This is a genomic window from Streptomyces sp. NPDC054047 (assembly GCF_055585065.1).
In genome coordinates, this window is the sequence record NZ_JBVJKV010000010.1 from 208,799 (window position 1) to 227,897 (window position 19,099).

General features: G+C 70.2%; 20 protein-coding genes. 19 read left to right on the top strand and 1 reads right to left on the bottom strand.

Features of this window, described 5'->3' with window-relative positions:
- Positions 1–332: 332 nt before the first annotated feature.
- Positions 333–1,886: a signal recognition particle protein gene (ffh, locus tag ACZ6ZP_RS31615; RefSeq protein ID WP_351165380.1), complete on the top strand. Its 1,554-nt coding sequence runs from the start codon at positions 333–335 to the stop codon at positions 1,884–1,886.
- 106 nt (positions 1,887–1,992) lie between these two features.
- A complete protein-coding gene (ftsH, locus tag ACZ6ZP_RS31620) occupies positions 1,993–3,930 on the top strand; it encodes an ATP-dependent zinc metalloprotease FtsH (protein WP_351165382.1) in 1,938 nt (645 codons plus the stop codon).
- 19 nt (positions 3,931–3,949) lie between these two features.
- On the opposite strand, the gene ACZ6ZP_RS31625 is transcribed toward ftsH, so the two are convergent.
- The gene (locus tag ACZ6ZP_RS31625; protein WP_351165384.1) at positions 3,950–4,813 is read right to left on the bottom strand and encodes a class I SAM-dependent methyltransferase; all 864 of its coding nucleotides are present in this window, start codon (positions 4,811–4,813) and stop codon (positions 3,950–3,952) included.
- A gap of 216 nt (positions 4,814–5,029) precedes the next feature.
- Here ACZ6ZP_RS31625 and proS point away from each other — a divergent pair, with 216 nt between their 5' ends.
- The 17 genes from proS (at position 5,030) to whiG (ending at position 19,072) form a co-directional block, all read left to right on the top strand.
- Complete coding sequence (gene proS, locus ACZ6ZP_RS31630; RefSeq protein ID WP_469409257.1) at positions 5,030–6,445, top strand: proline--tRNA ligase; 1,416 nt, start codon at positions 5,030–5,032, stop codon at positions 6,443–6,445.
- Positions 6,446–6,706: 261 nt separating this feature from the next.
- Positions 6,707–7,303 (top strand): hypothetical protein, encoded by a 597-nt coding sequence (locus ACZ6ZP_RS31635; RefSeq protein WP_351165389.1) that lies wholly within the window; start codon positions 6,707–6,709, stop codon positions 7,301–7,303.
- A 219-nt stretch (positions 7,304–7,522) separates the two neighbouring features.
- The gene (rpsP, locus tag ACZ6ZP_RS31640) at positions 7,523–7,960 is read left to right on the top strand and encodes a 30S ribosomal protein S16 (protein ID WP_351165392.1); all 438 of its coding nucleotides are present in this window, start codon (positions 7,523–7,525) and stop codon (positions 7,958–7,960) included.
- 2 nt (positions 7,961–7,962) lie between these two features.
- Positions 7,963–8,202, top strand: a complete 240-nt coding sequence (locus ACZ6ZP_RS31645) for an RNA-binding protein (protein WP_351165394.1) — start codon at positions 7,963–7,965, stop codon at positions 8,200–8,202.
- A gap of 114 nt (positions 8,203–8,316) precedes the next feature.
- The gene (rimM, locus tag ACZ6ZP_RS31650) at positions 8,317–8,880 is read left to right on the top strand and encodes a ribosome maturation factor RimM (RefSeq protein WP_351165396.1); all 564 of its coding nucleotides are present in this window, start codon (positions 8,317–8,319) and stop codon (positions 8,878–8,880) included.
- Positions 8,880–9,701 carry a tRNA (guanosine(37)-N1)-methyltransferase TrmD gene (gene trmD, locus ACZ6ZP_RS31655; protein ID WP_351165397.1) on the top strand — a complete coding sequence of 274 codons (822 nt, stop codon included), beginning with the start codon at positions 8,880–8,882 and terminating at the stop codon, positions 9,699–9,701. Before rimM ends, trmD begins: the two co-directional genes overlap by 1 nt.
- 132 nt (positions 9,702–9,833) lie before the next feature.
- Positions 9,834–10,184, top strand: coding sequence for a 50S ribosomal protein L19 (gene rplS / locus ACZ6ZP_RS31660; protein ID WP_351165399.1), 351 nt, complete (start codon positions 9,834–9,836; stop codon positions 10,182–10,184).
- Between the two features lie 45 nt (positions 10,185–10,229).
- Positions 10,230–10,949, top strand: coding sequence for a signal peptidase I (gene lepB / locus ACZ6ZP_RS31665; protein WP_361465330.1), 720 nt, complete (start codon positions 10,230–10,232; stop codon positions 10,947–10,949).
- Entirely contained in the window at positions 10,942–12,027 is a 1,086-nt protein-coding gene (lepB, locus tag ACZ6ZP_RS31670) for a signal peptidase I (protein ID WP_469409259.1), read from the top strand. The genes lepB (ACZ6ZP_RS31665) and lepB (ACZ6ZP_RS31670) overlap by 8 nt, the downstream gene beginning before the upstream one ends.
- Positions 11,912–12,883, top strand: coding sequence for a signal peptidase I (lepB, locus tag ACZ6ZP_RS31675; RefSeq protein WP_469409260.1), 972 nt, complete (start codon positions 11,912–11,914; stop codon positions 12,881–12,883). The genes lepB (ACZ6ZP_RS31670) and lepB (ACZ6ZP_RS31675) overlap by 116 nt, the downstream gene beginning before the upstream one ends.
- A gap of 80 nt (positions 12,884–12,963) precedes the next feature.
- Positions 12,964–13,731 carry a signal peptidase I gene (lepB, locus tag ACZ6ZP_RS31680; RefSeq protein WP_351165408.1) on the top strand — a complete coding sequence of 256 codons (768 nt, stop codon included), beginning with the start codon at positions 12,964–12,966 and terminating at the stop codon, positions 13,729–13,731.
- Positions 13,721–14,242 carry an NUDIX hydrolase gene (locus ACZ6ZP_RS31685; RefSeq protein WP_351165411.1) on the top strand — a complete coding sequence of 174 codons (522 nt, stop codon included), beginning with the start codon at positions 13,721–13,723 and terminating at the stop codon, positions 14,240–14,242. Before lepB (ACZ6ZP_RS31680) ends, ACZ6ZP_RS31685 begins: the two co-directional genes overlap by 11 nt.
- A 55-nt stretch (positions 14,243–14,297) precedes the next feature.
- Positions 14,298–14,606 (top strand): DUF2469 domain-containing protein, encoded by a 309-nt coding sequence (locus ACZ6ZP_RS31690; RefSeq protein WP_003965949.1) that lies wholly within the window; start codon positions 14,298–14,300, stop codon positions 14,604–14,606.
- 129 nt (positions 14,607–14,735) lie between these two features.
- Positions 14,736–15,113: a YraN family protein gene (locus tag ACZ6ZP_RS31695; RefSeq protein WP_351165413.1), complete on the top strand. Its 378-nt coding sequence runs from the start codon at positions 14,736–14,738 to the stop codon at positions 15,111–15,113.
- On the top strand, positions 15,113–16,732 hold the full coding sequence (locus tag ACZ6ZP_RS31700) for a YifB family Mg chelatase-like AAA ATPase (protein ID WP_383822924.1): 1,620 nt from the start codon (positions 15,113–15,115) through the stop codon (positions 16,730–16,732). The genes ACZ6ZP_RS31695 and ACZ6ZP_RS31700 overlap by 1 nt, the downstream gene beginning before the upstream one ends.
- Positions 16,729–17,901, top strand: a complete 1,173-nt coding sequence (gene dprA / locus ACZ6ZP_RS31705) for a DNA-processing protein DprA (RefSeq protein ID WP_469409262.1) — start codon at positions 16,729–16,731, stop codon at positions 17,899–17,901. Before ACZ6ZP_RS31700 ends, dprA begins: the two co-directional genes overlap by 4 nt.
- A gap of 328 nt (positions 17,902–18,229) precedes the next feature.
- Positions 18,230–19,072 (top strand): RNA polymerase sigma factor WhiG, encoded by an 843-nt coding sequence (whiG, locus tag ACZ6ZP_RS31710; RefSeq protein ID WP_351165420.1) that lies wholly within the window; start codon positions 18,230–18,232, stop codon positions 19,070–19,072.
- The last annotated feature ends 27 nt before the right edge of the window (positions 19,073–19,099 follow it).

Genomic DNA, 19,099 nt, shown 5'->3' on the forward strand with positions numbered 1-19,099 from the left:
CACGTCCCCCACCCCACCCGTTACGCGGATCGCCCCCACCGCCCACCCATCCCTTGGCGCTGTGGGGTAATCGGGCGGGTGGGCGGGAGAGCTTGTTCGTTCAGGGGTGGATGCGGGTGGGCGGGTGGGAGAGGCCCGTCCAGCAGGGCCTCCGCCAGGGCCGGCAGGCAAGGCGATCACCCCGTCACGGAGTGACGGAAGCCCGCCCCGCTCCTGCGGGCCCGCCCGCCCGGCGGGACAGATACCCTGGAGGGCGACCTATCCGCCCTCCCCCACGCTCAGCTCCGCGCGAGCGGGGGGCGCCCCCTTCGACCCGAGGATTCGCGACCGCCGTGTTCGACACTCTCTCCGACCGCCTCGCAGCGACATTCAAGAACCTCCGGGGCAAGGGCCGCCTTTCCGAGGCGGACATCGACGCCACGGCGCGCGAGATCCGCATCGCCCTGCTCGAGGCGGACGTCGCCCTCCCCGTCGTCCGGGCCTTCATCAAGCAGGTCAAGGAGCGCGCCGCGGGGGTCGAGGTCTCCCAGGCCCTGAACCCCGCCCAGCAGGTCATCAAGATCGTCAACGAGGAGCTCGTAGGCATCCTCGGTGGCGAGACGCGACGCCTGCGGTTCGCCAAGAACCCGCCGACCGTCATCATGCTCGCCGGTCTGCAGGGTGCCGGTAAGACCACCCTCGCCGGAAAGCTCGGCCTCTGGCTGAAGGGGCAGGGCCACTCCCCGCTCCTGGTGGCGTGCGACCTGCAGCGGCCCAACGCCGTGAACCAGCTGTCCGTCGTCGCGGAGCGCGCGGGTGTCGGCGTCTACGCCCCGCAGCCGGGCAACGGCGTGGGCGACCCGGTCCAGGTCGCCAAGGACTCCATCGAGTTCGCCAAGACCAAGCAGTACGACGTCGTCATCGTCGACACCGCGGGACGCCTCGGCATCGACCAGGAGCTGATGCGGCAGGCCGCGGACATCCGCGACGCCGTCAGCCCGGACGAGGTCCTCTTCGTCGTCGACGCCATGATCGGTCAGGACGCCGTGAACACGGCGGAGTCCTTCCGCGACGGCGTCGGCTTCGACGGCGTGGTCCTGTCGAAGCTCGACGGTGACGCCCGCGGTGGTGCCGCGCTCTCCATCGCGCAGGTCACCGGGCGCCAGATCATGTTCGCCTCGAACGGCGAGAAGCTGGACGACTTCGACGCGTTCCACCCGGACCGCATGGCGTCCCGCATCCTCGGCATGGGCGACATGCTCACGCTGATCGAGAAGGCCGAGCAGACCTTCTCCCAGCAAGAGGCCGAGAAGATGGCCTCCAAGCTGGCGAGCAGCAAGGGCAAGGACTTCACGCTCGACGACTTCCTGGCCCAGATGGAGCAGGTCCGGAAGATGGGCAGCATCAGCAAGCTGCTCGGGATGATGCCCGGCATGGGGCAGATCAAGGACCAGATCAACAACCTGGACGAGCGGGACGTCGACCGCACCGCCGCCATCATCAAGTCGATGACGCCGGGCGAGCGCCACGAGCCGACCATCATCAACGGCTCGCGCCGCGCCCGTATCGCCAAGGGCTCCGGCGTCGAGGTCAGCGCCGTCAAGAACCTGGTCGAGCGCTTCTTCGAGGCCCGCAAGATGATGTCGCGGATGGCCCAGGGCGGCGGAATGCCGGGCATGCCCGGGATGCCGGGCATGGGTGGCGGCGCCGGCAAGCAGAAGAAGAAGCAGAAGCAGGCCAAGGGCAAGCGCAAGTCGGGCAACCCGATGAAGCGCAAGCAGGAGGAGCAGGAGGCCGCAGCCCGCCGCGAGCAGGCGGGTCAGGAAGGCGGCGCCTTCGGCCTCCCCGCGGGCCAGCAGGCGCAGGACTTCGAGCTGCCGGACGAGTTCAAGAAGTTCATGGGCTGAGGTCCTGCGTTACGTGCGTTTCCTGGGGCGCCCCTCTGCCGAGAGGGGCGCCCCAGGCGTTTCCGGAGCGGATGCCCGGCCCCTTTTTCTGTCGTAACGTCCGCATATGAGCAACCCTGTGCCGCCGCGCCAGGCGCCCGACCAGCCATGGCGCTCCGAGGGCGCACCCCCGCCCGCGCCCACGCCACCTCCGAAGAAGAAGATGCCGGGCGGCTGGGGCGGGCTCATCCTCACCGCGCTCATCGTCTATCTCATCGCCAACCTCGTCCTCTCCTTCTTCAACGACGGCGACGAGCCGACGATCTCGTACACGGAGTTCAGCAAGCAGGTCGACTCCGGGAACGTCACGAAGATCTACTCCAAGGGCGACGCGATCCAGGGTCAGCTCAAGAAGGAGCAGGAGAAGCCGGGCGACGAGAAGGGGAAGTACACCAAGTTCATCACCCAGCGCCCCGCCTTCGCCGACGACAAGCTCTGGGACGACCTCACCAAGCACGACGTCACGGTGACCGCCGAGCCCGTCGTGCAGGAGCGCAGCTTCCTCTCCAACCTGCTCATCTCCCTCGCGCCGATGCTGCTCCTGGTCTTCCTGTGGATCTTCATCGCCCGGCGGATGAGCTCGGGCATGGGCGGCGCGGGCGGCATGCTGGGGCGCAAGGCGCCGCCGAAGCCGGTGGAGCTCGAACCCGGTGACCAGCGCACCACTTTCGCCGACGTGGCGGGCATCGACGAGGTCGAGGGCGAGTTGAGCGATGTCGTCGACTTCCTGAAGAACCCCTCGGCCTATCGCGAGATGGGCGCCAAGATGCCGCGGGGCGTGCTGCTCGCGGGTCTGCCCGGCACAGGCAAGACGCTGCTCGCGCGGGCCGTCGCCGGTGAGGCCGGGGTGCCGTTCTTCTCGGCGTCCGCCTCGGAGTTCATCGAGATGATCGTGGGCGTCGGCGCCTCGCGCGTACGTGAACTCTTCGCGGAGGCCAGGAAGGTCGCGCCGTCCATCATCTTCATCGACGAGATCGACACCATCGGGCGGGCGCGCGGCGGCGGCAGCGGGATGGGCGGGCACGACGAGCGCGAGCAGACGCTGAACCAGATCCTCACCGAGATGGACGGCTTCTCCGGCTCCGAGGGCGTCATCGTCCTCGCGGCCACCAACCGCGCCGACATCCTCGACCCCGCGCTGACCCGCCCGGGCCGCTTCGACCGGGTCGTCACCGTCAGCCCGCCCGACCGCGGCGGACGCGAGGCCATCCTCAAGATCCACACGCGTGAGATCCCGATGGCGGACGACACCGACCTCGCCCAGGTCGCTCGTACGACACCGGGGATGACCGGCGCGGAACTCGCCAACCTCGCCAACGAAGCCGCCCTGCTCGCCGTCAAGCGGGGGCAGAGGAAGGTGACGCAGGCCGACCTCTCCGAGGCCCTGGAGAAGGTCCAGCTCGGCGCGGAGCGGCCACTGGTCATGCCCGACGAGGAGCGGCGGCGCACGGCGTACCACGAGAGCGGGCACGCCCTGCTCGGCATGTTGCAGCCCGGCGCCGACCCGGTCCGGAAGATCACCATCGTGCCCCGGGGGCGCGCCCTGGGCGTCACGCTGTCGACACCGGACTCCGACAAGTACGCGTACACGGAGGAGTATCTGCGTGGCCGCATCGTCGGAGCCCTGGGCGGCATGGCGGCCGAACACGTCGTCTTCGACGCCATCACCACGGGCGCCGAGAGCGACCTCGAACAGGTCACCAACATCGCCCGCGGCATGGTCGGCCGCTGGGGCATGAGCGAGCGCGTGGGCCGCCTCTCCGCGCTGCCGAGCGACGCCCAGCAGGCCTACGGCCTCTCGGCGGCCCCGGTCACCCTCGACACGATCGACCACGAGATGCGGCGGATCGTCGACGAGTGCTACGAGAGCGCGTGCCGGCAACTGCGGGAGCACAGGAGCCGGCTGGACGCCCTGGCCGCCGCGCTCCTGGAGAACGAGACGCTGGAGGAGGAGGCGGCGTACCGGGTCGCCGGCATCACCCGCCTCACCAAGGACGCCGACTAGCCCTCTTCGCCGACAAGGACTACCGCGTGCGCGCGATCAAGTACCGGAAGACGTTGGGCATCCAGATGGTGCCGTCCCGCCGCATGTGGGGATGCAGGGCCTCCGTCAGCTCCTTGTCGACCTGCACCTGATCCGTCGCACCCACCGCGGCGTCGAACAGCCCCGTCGAGAGCAGACCGCGGACCGCGCTGTCCGTGTCCGCGTACCCGAAGGGGCACGCCACGCGTCCCGAGCCGTCCGGCTTGAGGCCCGCCCGCTGGGCGACCTCCTCCAGGTCGTCGCGGAGCGCGGGGCGCCAACTTCCCGTACTACGGAGAGGGTCGGCGAGCTTGGTCGCCACCCTCAGTACAGAAGAGGTCGTGCAGCGCTCCGGAGGACCCCATCCGACGAGGACCACCGGGGTGCCGCGCCCGGTCAGCGGGACGGTGGACTCCAGGAGGCCGGAGAGGCCCTCGGAGTCGCCCGCCGTGCAGCCGATCGGCTGGAAAGCGGTCACCATGTTGAACCCGGGCGCGTCCGGCCCCGACACGTCGTCGGGGCCGCCCTCCACGAGCCGGGCGGCGCCGTGCGGCCGTGCGTCCAGGCCTGCCTCGGGCAACAGGCGCTCACGCGCCAGGGCGAGCCGTTCGGGCGCCGAGGGGTCGACACCGGTGACCGACGCGCCCCGTGATGCCGCCATCAGGAGAGCGAGTCCGGAACCGCAGCCGAGGCCGAGAAGCCGTGTACCGCTGCCTACTTCGAGTCGTTCGTACACCGCTTCATAGAGCGGAACCAGCATCCGTTCCTGGATCTCCGCCCAGTCACGCGCGCGTGCGCACCGGTCCACGCCACGGGGGGTCGTGCCCGCGCGGGGGAGGTGCGGCTGCGCGAGTGTAGGTGTCATCGAAAGCGCCCCAATCCGCCGAGAGTTGCTGGAGTGTCGTATTCAAACGTTTCGTCCGCCCCCGTGCAGTGCGCTCGCACTCCCCCTGTATGCCAGAGAACTCCGCATCCGTCGTGGCGTCCAGAGGTTGTGGGGCAATGCTTGCGTGCCACCGTCGTGCGCCCCCCGGAGGAATTCAATGCACGCTCTTTGGAGGACCGCCGTACCATGCGCGCCATGGCTAAGGCACCCGTTCTCACGCCCCGGGCGGAAGACTTCCCGCGCTGGTACCAAGACCTGATCAACAAGGCGGAGCTGGCCGACAACGGCCCGGTGCGCGGCACCATGGTGATCCGACCGTACGGCTACGGCCTCTGGGAACGCATGCAGCAGGACATGGACGCCCGCATCAAGGAGACGGGTACCCAGAACGCGTACTTCCCCCTTCTCATCCCCCAGTCGTACCTGACCAGGGAGGCCGAGCACGTCGAAGGCTTCGCCCCCGAGCTGGCCGTCGTCACGCACGGCGGCGGCAAGGAGCTGGAGGAGCCGGTCGTCATCCGCCCCACCTCCGAGACGATCGTCAACGAGTACTTCTCCAAGTGGGTGCAGAGCTACCGCGACCTGCCGCTCCTGATCAACCAGTGGGCGAACGTGGTCCGTTGGGAGCTGCGGCCCCGGCTCTTCCTGCGGACCTCGGAGTTCCTCTGGCAGGAAGGCCACACGGCCCACGCGACGTACGAAGAAGCACGCGACTTCGCGGCCCGCATCCACACGGACGTCTACGGCGCCTTCATGCGCGACGTCCTGGCGATGGACTTCGTCCTGGGCCGCAAGACCGCCCAGGAGCGCTTCGCGGGCGCCATCAACACCCTCACCCTCGAAGGCATGATGGGCGACGGCAAGGCCCTCCAGCTCGGCACCAGCCACGAGCTCGGCCAGAACTTCGCCCGGGCCTTCCACACCCAGTACCTCTCCAAGGAGGGCAAGCAGGAGCTCGTCTGGCAGACCTCCTGGGGCAGTACGACAAGGATGATCGGCGCCCTGGTGATGATGCACGGCGACGACAACGGCCTGCGGGTCCCGCCGCGCCTGGCACCCGTCCAGGCCGTCGTCCTCGCCATCAAGGGCGACGAAGCGGTGCTCGCCAAGGTCCACGAGATCGGCGAGCGCCTGAAGGCCGCGGGCGTGCGCGTCCAGGTCGACGACCGCACGGACACCCCCTTCGGGCGCCGTGCCGTCGACTGGGAGCTCAAGGGAGTGCCGGTCCGCGTCGAGGTCGGCCCGCGCGACCTGGAGAGCGGCACCGCGATGCTGGCCCGCCGCATCAAGGGAGGCAAGGAGCCGGTCGCGATCGACTCCCTCGCGGCGCTGCTGCCCACCGTCCTCGAAGAGGACCAGAGGCTGCTCCTGGACCAGGCCCGCGAGCGCAGGGAGTCCCGCACCTCGGACGTCACCACCGTCGACCAGGCCGTCCAGGCCACGGCGGCCGGCGGCTGGGCACGCATCCCGTGGGCCACGCTCGGCCCGGAGGGCGAGGCCAAGCTCGCGGAGCACTCCGTGTCCGTACGGTGTCTGGTCGCGGAGGACGGGGCGGTGCCGGACGCCGATGAGACCCCCGGTAACGTCGCCGTAGTGGCCCGCGCCTACTGACGGCGCGCCTTCCGGTACCAGCGCGCTCGTTCCCGGCTCGTACGCCTGCCCAGGCAACACAAGCCCCGGTGTGCGGAGTTCTTCTACGCGCCGGGGCGTACGCGCTACTACGTACCGGCTTGCTATGAGCTGCGAGGCTTCTGGGCAGATCAGCGCACCCGCCCTCGTCCGGACGCATCAATGGCAACTGACGGGTACGTGCAAATTATTTGGGATGCCCCGGAATGGAACCCCTGGGCATCCCGGCTCGTTGTTCACGACGTGAGCACGACACCACCTGTTCTCGCCGCAGAGCTGGCACAGGCGTGGGCCGATATTCAGCGGCACCACCCCGAGCTGCCCGATCTTGCCGCGCCCGAATCCCTGATCGGAGAGTCGTCGTCCGCCTGCGGCGCCGAGCTCTCCTTCGAGCGACTGCTCCACGAGGCAGTCCATGGCATCGCCGCGTCACGCGGCGTACGCGACACCTCACGCGCGGGCCGCTATCACAACCGCAGATTCCTCGCGATCGCCGAGGAGCTGGGTCTTGACCACCCCGAGGAACCGCACCCCAGCAGCGGCTTCTCGCTGGTCACGCTCAACCCCGAGGCAAGGAAGCGCTACCGCCCGACGATCGAGCGGCTCCAGCGCGCCCTCAAGGCACACACCGCGGCGACCGCCGCCGACACGGCACGCAGCTTCCGGGGTCCGGCCGCCCGGCACGGCTCCTCCGGGGGCGGCGTCCGCGTCAAGGCGGTCTGCGACTGCGGGCGCAACGTCCGCGTCGTCCCGTCGGTGCTCGCCCAGGCGCCCATCGTCTGCGGCGGCTGCGGCAAGCCCTTCCGCATTCCGGAAGTGGTGGGTGCCGCCGCCGGCTGACGGGGCCGGGCCGGAGCGGTGCCGCACCGTGCTCGTCAGGGCGTCCGGACTGGTTTCGGACGCCCCGGCGACGTATGGCACAATGGCTAGCTGTACTCGACAGCCGCATAGGAACCCTCTCGCCTCCGGCTGACGCGTCCATCGGGCACCCCGAGTACCGCAACCCCACGTGGCATCTCGTTGTGCCCAACCACGTCAAGACCAGGAGACACCACTCCAGTGGCAGTCAAGATCAAGCTGAAGCGTCTGGGAAAGATCCGCGCGCCTCACTACCGCATCGTCGTCGCCGACTCCCGTACCCGCCGTGATGGTCGGGCCATCGAGGAGATCGGTCTGTACCACCCGGTGCAGAACCCCTCGCGCATCGAGGTCAACTCGGAGCGCGCGCAGTACTGGCTCTCCGTCGGCGCTCAGCCGACCGAGCCGGTCATGGCGATCCTGAAGCTCACCGGTGACTGGCAGGCGCACAAGGGCCTTCCGGCCCCCGCGCCGCTGCTCGTCGCGGAGCCCAAGGACAAGCGCGCCGCGTTCGAGGCCTTCACCAAGGGCCTCGAGGGCGACGAGGCGAAGGGTGAGGCCATCACCCAGAAGGCCAAGAAGGCTGACAAGAAGGCGGACGCGGCCGAGGCCGCGCCCACCGAGTCGACCGAGGCCTGAGCATGCTCGAGGAGGCTCTCGAGCACCTCGTGAAGGGCATTGTCGACAACCCCGACGACGTGCAGGTCGCCTCGCGCACCCTGCGCCGGGGGCGTGTGCTCGAGGTCCGGGTTCACCCGGATGACCTCGGCAAGGTGATCGGCCGCAACGGCCGTACCGCGCGCGCTCTGCGGACCGTCGTGGGCGCGATCGGCGGCCGTGGTGTCCGCGTCGACCTCGTCGACGTGGACCAGGTTCACTGAACCACAGGTAGCACCGGCACGGGCCGGGGAGGGCTTCTGGGCCTTCCCCGGCCCGTAGTCGTCTGTAGGCGCCTACGGGCCTCCTTCCGTAGGCACATGACAGGAGAGACAGCAGTGCAGCTGGTAGTCGCGCGGATCGGCCGCGCCCATGGCATCAAGGGTGAGGTCACCGTCGAGGTGCGCACCGACGAGCCGGAGCTGCGGCTCGGGCCCGGCGCCGTCCTCGCCACCGACCCCGCCTCCACGGGGCCGCTGACCATCGAGACCGGCCGGGTGCACAGCGGCAGGCTGCTGCTGCGCTTCGAGGGCGTACGCGACCGCTCGGGCGCCGAGGCCCTGCGCAACACGTTGCTGATCGCGGAGGTCGATCCGGAAGAGCTTCCGGAGGACGAGGACGAGTACTACGACCATCAGCTGATGGACCTCGACATCGTCACCAAGGACGGGGTCGAGGTCGGCAGGATCACCGAGATCTCGCACCTGCCCTCGCAGGACCTGTTCATCGTGGAGCGGCCCGACGGCAGCGAGGTGATGATCCCCTTCGTGGAGGCGATCGTCACCGAGATCGACCTGGAGGAGCAGCGGGCGATCATCGACCCGCCGCCGGGGCTGATCGACGACCGCGCGGAGATCGCTTCCGCCAGGGACGACGAGGCTCCTGCGGGGGACGACGCCTGATGCGGCTCGACGTCGTCACGATCTTCCCCGAGTACCTGGAACCCCTGAACGTCTCCCTCGTCGGCAAGGCACGCGCGCGTGGCCAGCTAGACGTGAACGTGCACGACCTCAGGGAGTGGACGTACGACCGGCACAACACGGTCGACGACACTCCCTACGGCGGCGGCCCCGGCATGGTCATGAAGACCGAGCCCTGGGGCGCGGCGCTCGACGACGTGCTCGCCGAGGGGTACGAGGCCGGCGCCCACGGGCCCGTCCTGGTCGTCCCCACGCCCAGCGGGCGCCCCTTCAGCCAGGAGCTCGCCGTGGAGCTCTCCGAGCGGCCCTGGCTGGTCTTCACGCCCGCGCGCTACGAAGGCATCGACCGCCGCGTCATGGACGAGTACGCGACCCGGATGCCCGTCTACGAGGTGTCGATCGGCGACTACGTCCTCGCGGGCGGCGAGGCGGCCGTCCTGGTCGTCACCGAGGCCGTGGCCCGGCTGCTGCCCGGCGTCCTGGGCAACGCCGAGTCCCACCGCGACGACTCCTTCGCCCCCGGCGCCATGGCGAACCTCCTCGAAGGCCCCATCTACACCAAGCCCCCCCAGTGGCGCGGCCACGGCATCCCCGACGTGCTGGTCAGCGGCCACCACGGCAAGATCGCGCGCTGGCGCAGGGACGAGGCGCTGCGGCGCACGGTCCGCAACAGGCCCGATCTGATCGAGCGTTGCGACCCCGCCGCCTTCGACAAGAAGGACCGCGAGATGCTCTCGATCCTGGGGTGGCGGCCGGGTCCCGACGGCCGATTTGGGCGAGACCCCGACGCCGTGGAAGAATAGGCCGCTGCTGTACGTCCAGCGTGCGCCCCTGCCACAGGGGGAAAGACGCCCGCCCGGCGTGGACAGCAATCGAATCCTCATCACGAACTTACCGCTGATGACCTGTGGCATCAGTGAAGAAAGCAGACGATCATGGCTAACCTGCTCGACTCCGTCGACAGCGCTTCGCTGCGCACCGACATCCCGGCCTTCCGCCCGGGTGACACCGTCAACGTCCACGTGCGCGTCATCGAGGGCAACCGCTCGCGTGTGCAGCAGTTCAAGGGCGTAGTCATCCGTCGCCAGGGCGCCGGCGTGCGCGAGACCTTCTCGGTCCGCAAGGTCTCCTTCTCCGTCGGCGTCGAGCGCACCTTCCCGGTGCACACGCCGATCGTCGAGAAGATCGAGCTCGTCAGCCGCGGCGCCGTGCGTCGCGCGAAGCTGTACTACCTCCGTGAGCTGCGCGGCAAGGCCGCGAAGATCAAGGAGAAGCGCGACAACTGAGCTCGCGCACGGGTCCACAGCGGAGCCGGATAGCATCTGGCCCCGATGGACACCGAAGCACAGCACACGGAGCGCGACCGCTCCTCCCCACCCACCGATTCCCCGAGCGCCGAGTGCGACGGGGAGTCCGCGGGGGCGGAGGACCGGTCGCGCTCCGCTTTTATGTCGTTCGTCTCCTGGGTGCCGGGCGGCAGAGCCACCCTGACGCTGCTGATCTGCATGGTGTTCCTGCTGCTCGTCAGCACCTTCGTGATGCAGCCGTTCCAGATCCCCAGTGGCTCCATGGAGCCCGCGTTCCGGGTCGGAGACCGGGTACTCGTCAACAAGTTGGCGTACCGTTTCGGTTCCGAGCCGCAGCGAGGTGACGCGGTCGTCTTCGACGGCAGCGGCTACTTCGGGGACGCCGACTACATCAAGCGGGTCGCAGGGGTGGGGGGAGACCGGGTGGTCTGCTGCGACGAGCGGGGGAGGATCAAGGTGAACGGCGAGCCGGTCGACGAGCCCTACCTGTACCCGGGGGACGCCCCCTCGAAGGCGCGCTTCGTCGCCGTCGTGCCCGAAGACAGCCTGTTCCTCCTCGGTGACCACCGCAGCGACTCCCGTGACTCCCGCGACCACTTGGGCCAGCCCGGCGGCGGCATGATCCCCGTCGACTCCGTGATCGGCAGAGCCGACTGGATCGCCTGGCCCATCGGCCACTGGACCTCTCTGGAGCGCCCCGACAGCTACGCGCGCGTGCCGGCACCAGGCGGCGCGCATGGGTAACCGCGGGCGAACGCGAGCCGCCAGTCACCGGTCCGACACCAGGCTGCCCACCGGATCCCGGCCCACCAGCGGTCCCGTACTGCCAGGAAGGGCCGAGCGGCGCAAGCTCGCGCGGAAGGTCAAGCGGCGCAGGCGGCGCTCGGCGATCAAGGAGATACCCCTCCTCATAGGCGTCGCGCTCCTGATAGCCCTGGTCCTGAAGACCTTCCTGGTGCAGGCCTTCGTGATCCCCTCCGGCTCCATGGAGCAGACGATCAAGATCGGCGACCGGGTCCTCGTCGACAAGCTCACCCCGTGGTTCGGTGCCAAGCCCGAGCGCGGCGACGTCGTCGTCTTCGAGGACCCCGGCAACTGGCTCGAGGACGAACAGACCAAGAAGAAGGACGACCCCGTGGTCGTCAAGCAGGTCAAGGAGGGCCTGTCCTTCATCGGGCTGCTGCCCTCCGACAACGAACGGGACCTGATCAAGCGCGTGGTCGGCGTCGGCGGCGACACCGTGAAGTGCTGCGACAAGAACAAGAAGCTCACGGTCAACGGAGTCCCGCTCACCGAGCCGTACATCAATCCCGGTGATGAGCCCTCGTCCTTCGAGTTCCAGGTGAAGGTCCCCGACGGGCGCCTCTTCGTCATGGGTGACCACCGCTCCGACTCGGCCGACTCCCGCTTCCACCGCACCGAGAAGTTCAGCGGCACCGTGTCCGAGGAGAGCGTGGTGGGGCGCGCGCTCGTCATCGCCTGGCCCTTCGACCACTGGCGCAAGCTGGAGGAGCCCGAGACGTACGCCTCCGTGCCCGACGCGCGTGCGGAGTCGGACACGGCCCTCGGCCCGTCGCATAGGGTGGCCCTCGGCGATCGATACGGATTGACCGGACTCCCGACCCCTGCGGAACTCCCGCTCGTTATGGGAGTGGTGGGCCTGCATCGCATCAGGAGCGGGCAACAGCACGGACTGAGGAGTGGATGTGGGGGATGTGGCGGTCGGCGCACGGTCCGGACACGGTGGGCCCGAGGAGCAGCCAGGGCGGTCGGACGAGCCGGAGACCGGGGCCGCGACGGACGGCGTGAACCCCGGGAGTGACACCGCGGGCTCCAGTCCCGCACCCGGCGATCTCGACGGGAAGCAGGCCAAGGGGGCGAAGAAGCCCCGCTCCTTCTGGAAGGAGCTGCCGCTCCTGATCGGCATCGCCCTGATCCTGGCGCTGGTGATCAAGACCTTCCTGGTGCAGGCGTTCTCGATTCCCTCGGACTCGATGCAGAACACGCTCCAGAAGGGCGACCGCGTCCTGGTCGACAAGCTGACACCGTGGTTCGGCTCGGAGCCCGAGCGCGGCGAGGTCGTCGTCTTCCGGGACCCCGGCCACTGGCTGGACGGTGAGCCGACGCCCGACCCGAACGCGATCCAGCGGGTCCTCGGCTGGGTCGGCCTGATGCCGTCCGCCGACGAGAAGGACCTGATCAAGCGGGTCATCGCGGTCGGCGGCGACACGGTGGAGTGCAAGGGCACAGGACCGGTGAAGGTCAACGGCAAGGCGCTGAACGAGCCGTACGTCTTCGAGGGCAACACCCCGTGCAGCGTCGACGACCAGGGCGGCCAGTTCAAGATCACCGTCCCCGCGGGCAAAATCTGGGTCATGGGTGACCACCGGCAGAACTCGCTGGACTCCCGCTACCACCAGAACCAGCCCGGCGGCGGCGCCGTCCCCGTGGACAACGTCGTGGGCCGCGCGATCGTGATCGCCTGGCCGCCCACCCGCTGGGCGACGCTGCCCAAGCCGGACACCTTCGACCAGCAGGGCATCAACACCGCGATGAGCGCGGCGCCGGCGGCCCTCGGGCTCGCGGGTGCGGTTCCGGTCGTGCTCTGGCGCAGGCGTCGGCTCACGGTGGCCGCCGCCCAGGCCGGGAGGGTTTCTGGCGGAGGTACCGCCGGGTAGGGTGCCGTCCCAGATCGCTGATCTTCCGAGCCTCTGTTCGTAGGGGCGCGGGGTCGTCTCCGATATGGGGGAGCACTGGGATGAGCAGGACACAACGTACGGACGAGGGCCGCGGACGGCTCGGCAGCGTGCTGTCGGGACTGGCCGTGGCCCTCGGCTGTGTGCTCTTCCTGGGCGGCTTCGTCTGGGGCGCCGTCCTGTACCAGCCGTACACCGTGCCCACCGGGTCGATGACGCCGACGATCGGCGCGGGCGACCGGGTCCTGGCCGAGCGGATAGACGGCAGCGAGGTGCGCCGGGGTGACGTCGTCGTCTTCCGGCAGGCGAGCTGGGGCGATCTGCCGATGGTCAAGCGTGTGGTCGGCGTCGGCGGCGACCGGATCTCCTGCTGCACGGACGGCAAGCTGATGGTCAACGGCAAGCAGGTCGCAGAACCGTATCTTCCCGGGGGCAAGGGCGCCGCGGCCACCGGAATCCCGGCCACCACGGTCCCCAAGGGCAACCTCTTCCTGCTCGGCGACGAGCGCAGCGGCTCCCTGGACTCCAGCGTGCACCTGGGCGACTCCAACCACGGCTCCGTGCCGCGCGACGCGGTGGAGGGGCGGGTCGACGCGGTGGCCTGGCCGACGGACAGGCTCGGGACGCTGGAGCGCCCCGAGGGCTTCGCGGACATGGCGGGCGGCATCTCCGACCCGGGGCCCGTACGGCTCGTGGTGTGGGCGGTGGTGGCCGGTGCCGTCCTCGTCCTGGGCGGCGCTGCCTACGGTCCGGTGGCCAAGCGGATGCGGCGCGGGCGCGAGCGTCCGCAGAGCCGGGACCGCTCGGGGGCGACCGCGCATGTCGGCTGAGCCGCGGCCGGTGGCGCGGCCGGAGCCGGAAGCGCTGCGGAAGGTCGCGCGCGTGGTGCTGCTCGACCCGCAGGACCGGATCCTCCTGCTGCACGGGCACGAGCCGGGGGACACGGCGGACGACTGGTGGTTCACGCCGGGCGGCGGTCTGGAGGGCGACGAGACGCATGAACAGGCCGCGCTGCGTGAACTGATGGAAGAGACGGGCATCACCGAGGTCGAGCTCGGCCCCGCCCTGTGGCAGCGGATCTGCTCCTTCCCCTTCGCCGGACGGCGCTGGGACCAGGACGAGCGGTACTTCCTGGCGCGTACGTCACAGACGTCCACGCAGGCCACAGGGCTGACGGAGCTGGAACGGCGGAGTGTCGCTGGAGCGCGTTGGTGGACGTGCCAAGAACTGACCGAGGCACATGAGACGGTGTATCCGACCAGGCTCGCCGAGCTGCTTCGCAGGCTGCTCGACGAGGGTCCTCCGAGCCGGCCCGTGACCCTCGACACGGAAATCGTGTAGAGGCTCCAGGGGCTGACGCACAATGGGGGGACGCACGGCTGAAGGGGAACATGCCATGAGCGCCGAGGACCTCGAGAAGTACGAGACCGAGATGGAGCTGAAGCTCTACCGGGAGTACCGCGATGTCGTCGGTCTGTTCAAATATGTGATCGAGACCGAACGGCGCTTTTACCTCACGAATGACTACGAGATGCAGGTGCACTCGGTCCAGGGTGAGGTTTTTTTCGAGGTGTCCATGGCGGACGCCTGGGTGTGGGACATGTACAGGCCCGCACGGTTCGTGAAGCAGGTGCGCGTCCTGACGTTCAAGGACGTGAATATCGAGGAGCTCAACAAGAGCGATCTCGAGCTGCCGGGAGGCTGAGTCCGCCTCCTCGTCTCGGCGGGGCTCACCGAGACGGGTGAGCGAGTTTTCCACAACGCGTGAGTCGTCCACCAAGATCCACAAGGGCCGGGGCCGAGCCCCAGTGTGGGTGTCGGAGGTGGTTCCGACATGAACGCACGTGGGGCACTCGGGCAGTACGGCGAAGATTTGGCCGCGAGGCGGCTGGGCGAAGCCGGGATGACGGTTCTGGAGCGCAACTGGCGCGGTGGCAGGACCGGCGAGATCGACATCGTGGCCATGGACGGCGAAGCGCTGGTCGTCTGCGAGGTCAAGACGCGCCGGGCCGGCCTGGTCGGCTCGGGGATCTATCAGCATCCGATGGCGGCCGTGGGCCGGGCCAAGGCGGAGCGGCTGCGGCGCCTGGCCGAGCGCTGGATCGAGGAGCGCGGCGGCCCGCCGCCGGGCGGGGTGCGGATCGACCTCGTCGGGGTGCTGATCCCACGCCGCGGCGCCCCTGTCGTGGAGCACGCGCGGGGGGTGGCCTGATGGGGTTCGCGCGTACGTGTTCCGTGGCGCTGGTGGGCGTCGAGGGCGTGGTCGTCGAGGTGCAGGCCGACCTGGAGCCCGGTGTCGCGGCGTTCACGCTGGTCGGGCTCCCGGACAAGAGCCTGACGGAGAGCAAGGACCGGGTCAGGGCCGCGGTGGTCAACTCGGGCGGGGAATGGCCGCAGAAGAAGCTCACGGTCGGCCTCAGCCCGGCGTCGGTGCCCAAGGGCGGCAGCGGCTTCGATCTCGCGGTGGCCTGTGCGGTGCTCGGTGCGGCGGAGCGGATCGATCCGCGGGTCCTCGCCGACATCGTGATGGTCGGCGAGCTGGGGCTCGACGGGCGGGTGCGGCCGGTCAGGGGCGTGCTGCCCGCGGTCCTCGCGGCGGCGGACGCGGGCTATGAGCAGGTCGTGGTCCCGGAGAGCACGGCGGCAGAGGCCGCGCTGGTGCCCGGGGTCTCGGTGCTCGGGGTGCGCAGTCTGCGCCAGCTGATCGCGGTGCTGACCGACGAGCCGGTCCCGGAGGAGGAGCCGGACGAGCCGGGACGGCCCGACCCGATGCTCGCGGGGCTCTGCGTGCCGGGAACCGGCGTGGGCACGGGACTCGGCGGCGGTCTGGAGGACGCCCTTGCCCTGGACCTCGCCGATGTCGTCGGGCAGGCGTCGGCCAGGACCGCCGTGGAGGTGGCGGCGACGGGCGGCCACCATCTCTTCCTGCAGGGCCCGCCGGGCGCGGGAAAGACGATGCTCGCGGAGCGGCTGCCGGCCATCCTGCCCCGGCTGACCAGGGAGGAGTCCCTGGAGGTGACGGCCGTCCACTCGGTGGCGGGCATGCTGCCGCCGGGCAGACCCCTGGTGGACACCGCGCCGTACTGCGCGCCGCACCACTCCGCGACGATGCAGTCGCTCGTGGGCGGCGGCAAGGGAATCGCGCGGCCGGGGGCGGTCTCGTTGGCTCACCGCGGGGTGCTCTTCCTCGATGAGGCGCCCGAGTTCAGCAGCCAGACCCTGGACTCCCTGCGCCAGCCCCTGGAGTCGGGCCATGTGGTGATCGCTCGCAGTGCGGGAGTGGTGCGGCTGCCCGCGAAATTCCTGATGGTGCTGGCCGCCAACCCCTGCCCCTGCGGTCGGCACACGCTGCTGGGCGACGGCTGCGAATGCCCCGCGTCCGTCGTCCGCCGCTACCAGGCACGGCTCTCGGGCCCGCTGCTCGACAGGATCGACCTGAAGGTCGAGGTGGAGCCCGTCACCCGGTCCGAGCTGGCCGGGTACGGCACGCGGGGGGACTCCACGCAGACGGTCGCCGACCGGGTGCGCGTCGCCCGGGAGAGAGCGGCGGCCAGACTCACCGGCACCGGCTGGCGGACGAACAGCGAAGTGCCGGGGCACGCGCTGCGCGCACGGTGGCCCGCCGAGCCGGGCGCCCTGGACGCTGCCGAACTGGACCTGGAGCGCGGGTTCCTGACCGCCCGGGGGCTCGACCGCGTGCTGCGGGTCGCCTGGACCGTCGCGGACCTCGCGGGCCGCGACCGCCCCGCCGCGCAGGACGTCGCTTTGGCGCTGCAGTTGCGTACGGGGGTGTCGCGGGGCGTGCCGATGGCGATCGGGGCGTTGACATGACCTCGGTGCCGGGTCCGGGCTCCGCCTCGGAGGAGGAGCGTCTGGCGAGGGTCGCGCTGACCCGGATCCTCGAACCGGGGGACGTGACGGGCGGGCGGTGGTTGCGGGAGACCGGGGCCGTCGAAGTGGTGCGGCGGTTGACCGAGGGGGACGAGCGGCTGGCCGGGGTGACGCCGGGGCGGTGGGAAGGGCTGCGGGCGCGGGCGGAAAGGGCGCGGCCCGAGCTGGACCTGGCGGTGGCACGGGACGCGGGGGTGCGGTTCGTGTGCCCGGGGGAGGCGGAGTGGCCCGTCCAGCTGGACGACCTGGGGGACGCGCGGCCGGTGGGGCTGTGGGTGCGGGGGCAGCCCAGCCTGCGGATGTGGGCGCTGCGGTCGGTGGCCGTGGTCGGCTCCCGGGCCTGCACGGAGTACGGGGCACACATGGCGGCCGGCCTCGGGGCGGGGCTCGCCGAGCGGGGCTGGGTGGTCGTGTCGGGCGGTGCCTATGGGATCGACGGGGCCGCGCACCGGGGAGCGCTGGGGGCCGGTGGGGCCACCGTCGCGGTCCTTGCGTGCGGGGTCGACCGGGCCTATCCGCGAGGACACGCCGAGTTGATCAGGAGGATCGCGGAACAGGGTCTACTGGTCGGGGAGTTGCCGCCCGGAGATCATCCGACGCCGAGCAGATTCATCCTCCGCAACCGCGTGATCGCCGCCCTGACCAGGGGCAGCGTCGTCGTCGAGGCCGCGTACCGCAGCGGTGCGCTCGTCACGGCGCGCGGCGCGCAGGAGCTCGGCCGGTTCACGATGGGGGTGCCGGGCCCGGCGACCAGCGGTCTCTCGGCGGGGGTGCATGAACTGCTGCGGGGCGAGGGCGTTCTGGTGACCGACGCGGCGGAAGTCGTCGAGCTGGTGGGAGACATGGGCGAGGTCGCCCCGGAGCGGCGCGGCCCCGTCGTGCCGCGCGATCTGCTGACCCCGGACGCCGCCCGTGTGCTGGCGGCGCTGCCCGGCCGGGGGAGTGCGCCGGCCCGGGAGATCGCGCTGGGCGCGGGCACGACGGTGGACGGAGCGGTCGGTCGGCTGTACGAGTTGCGCTCTCTCGGGTTCGTCGAACGACACGGCGACGGCTGGCAGTTGACACGCCAGGCGATTGTGTCGGTCTTCCCGGAGGGAAGGGGTTCGTGACCGAGCGTGTTCGGCCGTCTGGCCCAACCCCCGACGGCCTTGGAAAAAAGCGGAGTTGGCGCTCCGTGGTCGTCACGGACGGCGATGAGGGGAACTCGGTGGGGCGTCCAGCGGAACGTATCTGCGTACGCGGGATCCCCTATTGTTCGCACACTGCGACACTCCAGTCACGCTACGCTCACAAGGATTCCGACGCGGACAGGCAACCACAGGCAAGCAGACGGACAACCTCATTCACTTCACGCAAGATCACCACCTCGCGGGTGCGGGCGAATCCATCGGCTCGCACGACCCCACCAGTTCACGGCAGAACGGCTCAAGGCGACGAATGCCCCAGCACACCTCAGGGTCCGATCGGGCGGCAGCTCCCCCCGCCGCCCGTAGCGGCGAGCGGGAGCGGCCCCCCGCCCCCTCGTCGCTGGACGAGCTGTGGCGGTCGTACAAAGAGACGGGGGACGGGCGGCTGCGCGAGCAGTTGATCCTGCACTACTCGCCGCTGGTGAAGTACGTCGCGGGCCGGGTCAGCGTGGGGCTGCCGCCCAATGTCGAGCAGGCGGACTTCGTCTCGTCCGGGGTCTTCGGGCTGATCGACGCGATCGAGAAGTTCGACATCGAGCGGTCCATCAAGTTCGAGACGTACGCGATCACCCGCATCCGTGGGGCGATGATCGACGAACTCCGTGCGCTCGACTGGATCCCCCGGTCCGTGCGGCAGAAGGCGCGCAACGTCGAGCGGGCCTACGCCACGCTCGAGGCGCAGCTGCGGCGCACACCGTCGGAGAGCGAGGTCGCCCATGAGATGGGCGTCGCGCTGGAGGAACTGCACGCCGTTTTCAGCCAGTTGTCGCTGGCGAACGTGGTGGCCCTGGAGGAGCTCCTCCACGTCGGCGGCGAGGGCGGCAACCGGCTCAGCCTGATGGACACGCTCGAGGACACCGCGGCCGACAACCCCGTGGAGGTCGCCGAGGACCGCGAGCTGCGGCGGCTGCTCGCGCGCGCGATCAATACGTTGCCGGAGCGGGAGAAGACCGTCGTCACGCTCTACTACTACGAGGGTCTGACCCTCGCCGAGATCGGCAACGTGCTCGGCGTGACGGAGAGCCGGGTGAGCCAGATCCACACGAAATCGGTGCTCCAGCTGCGGGCGAAGCTGGCGAGTTTCGGCCGCTGAGCGCGCTGAATCGTCCCTGCCCCCGGG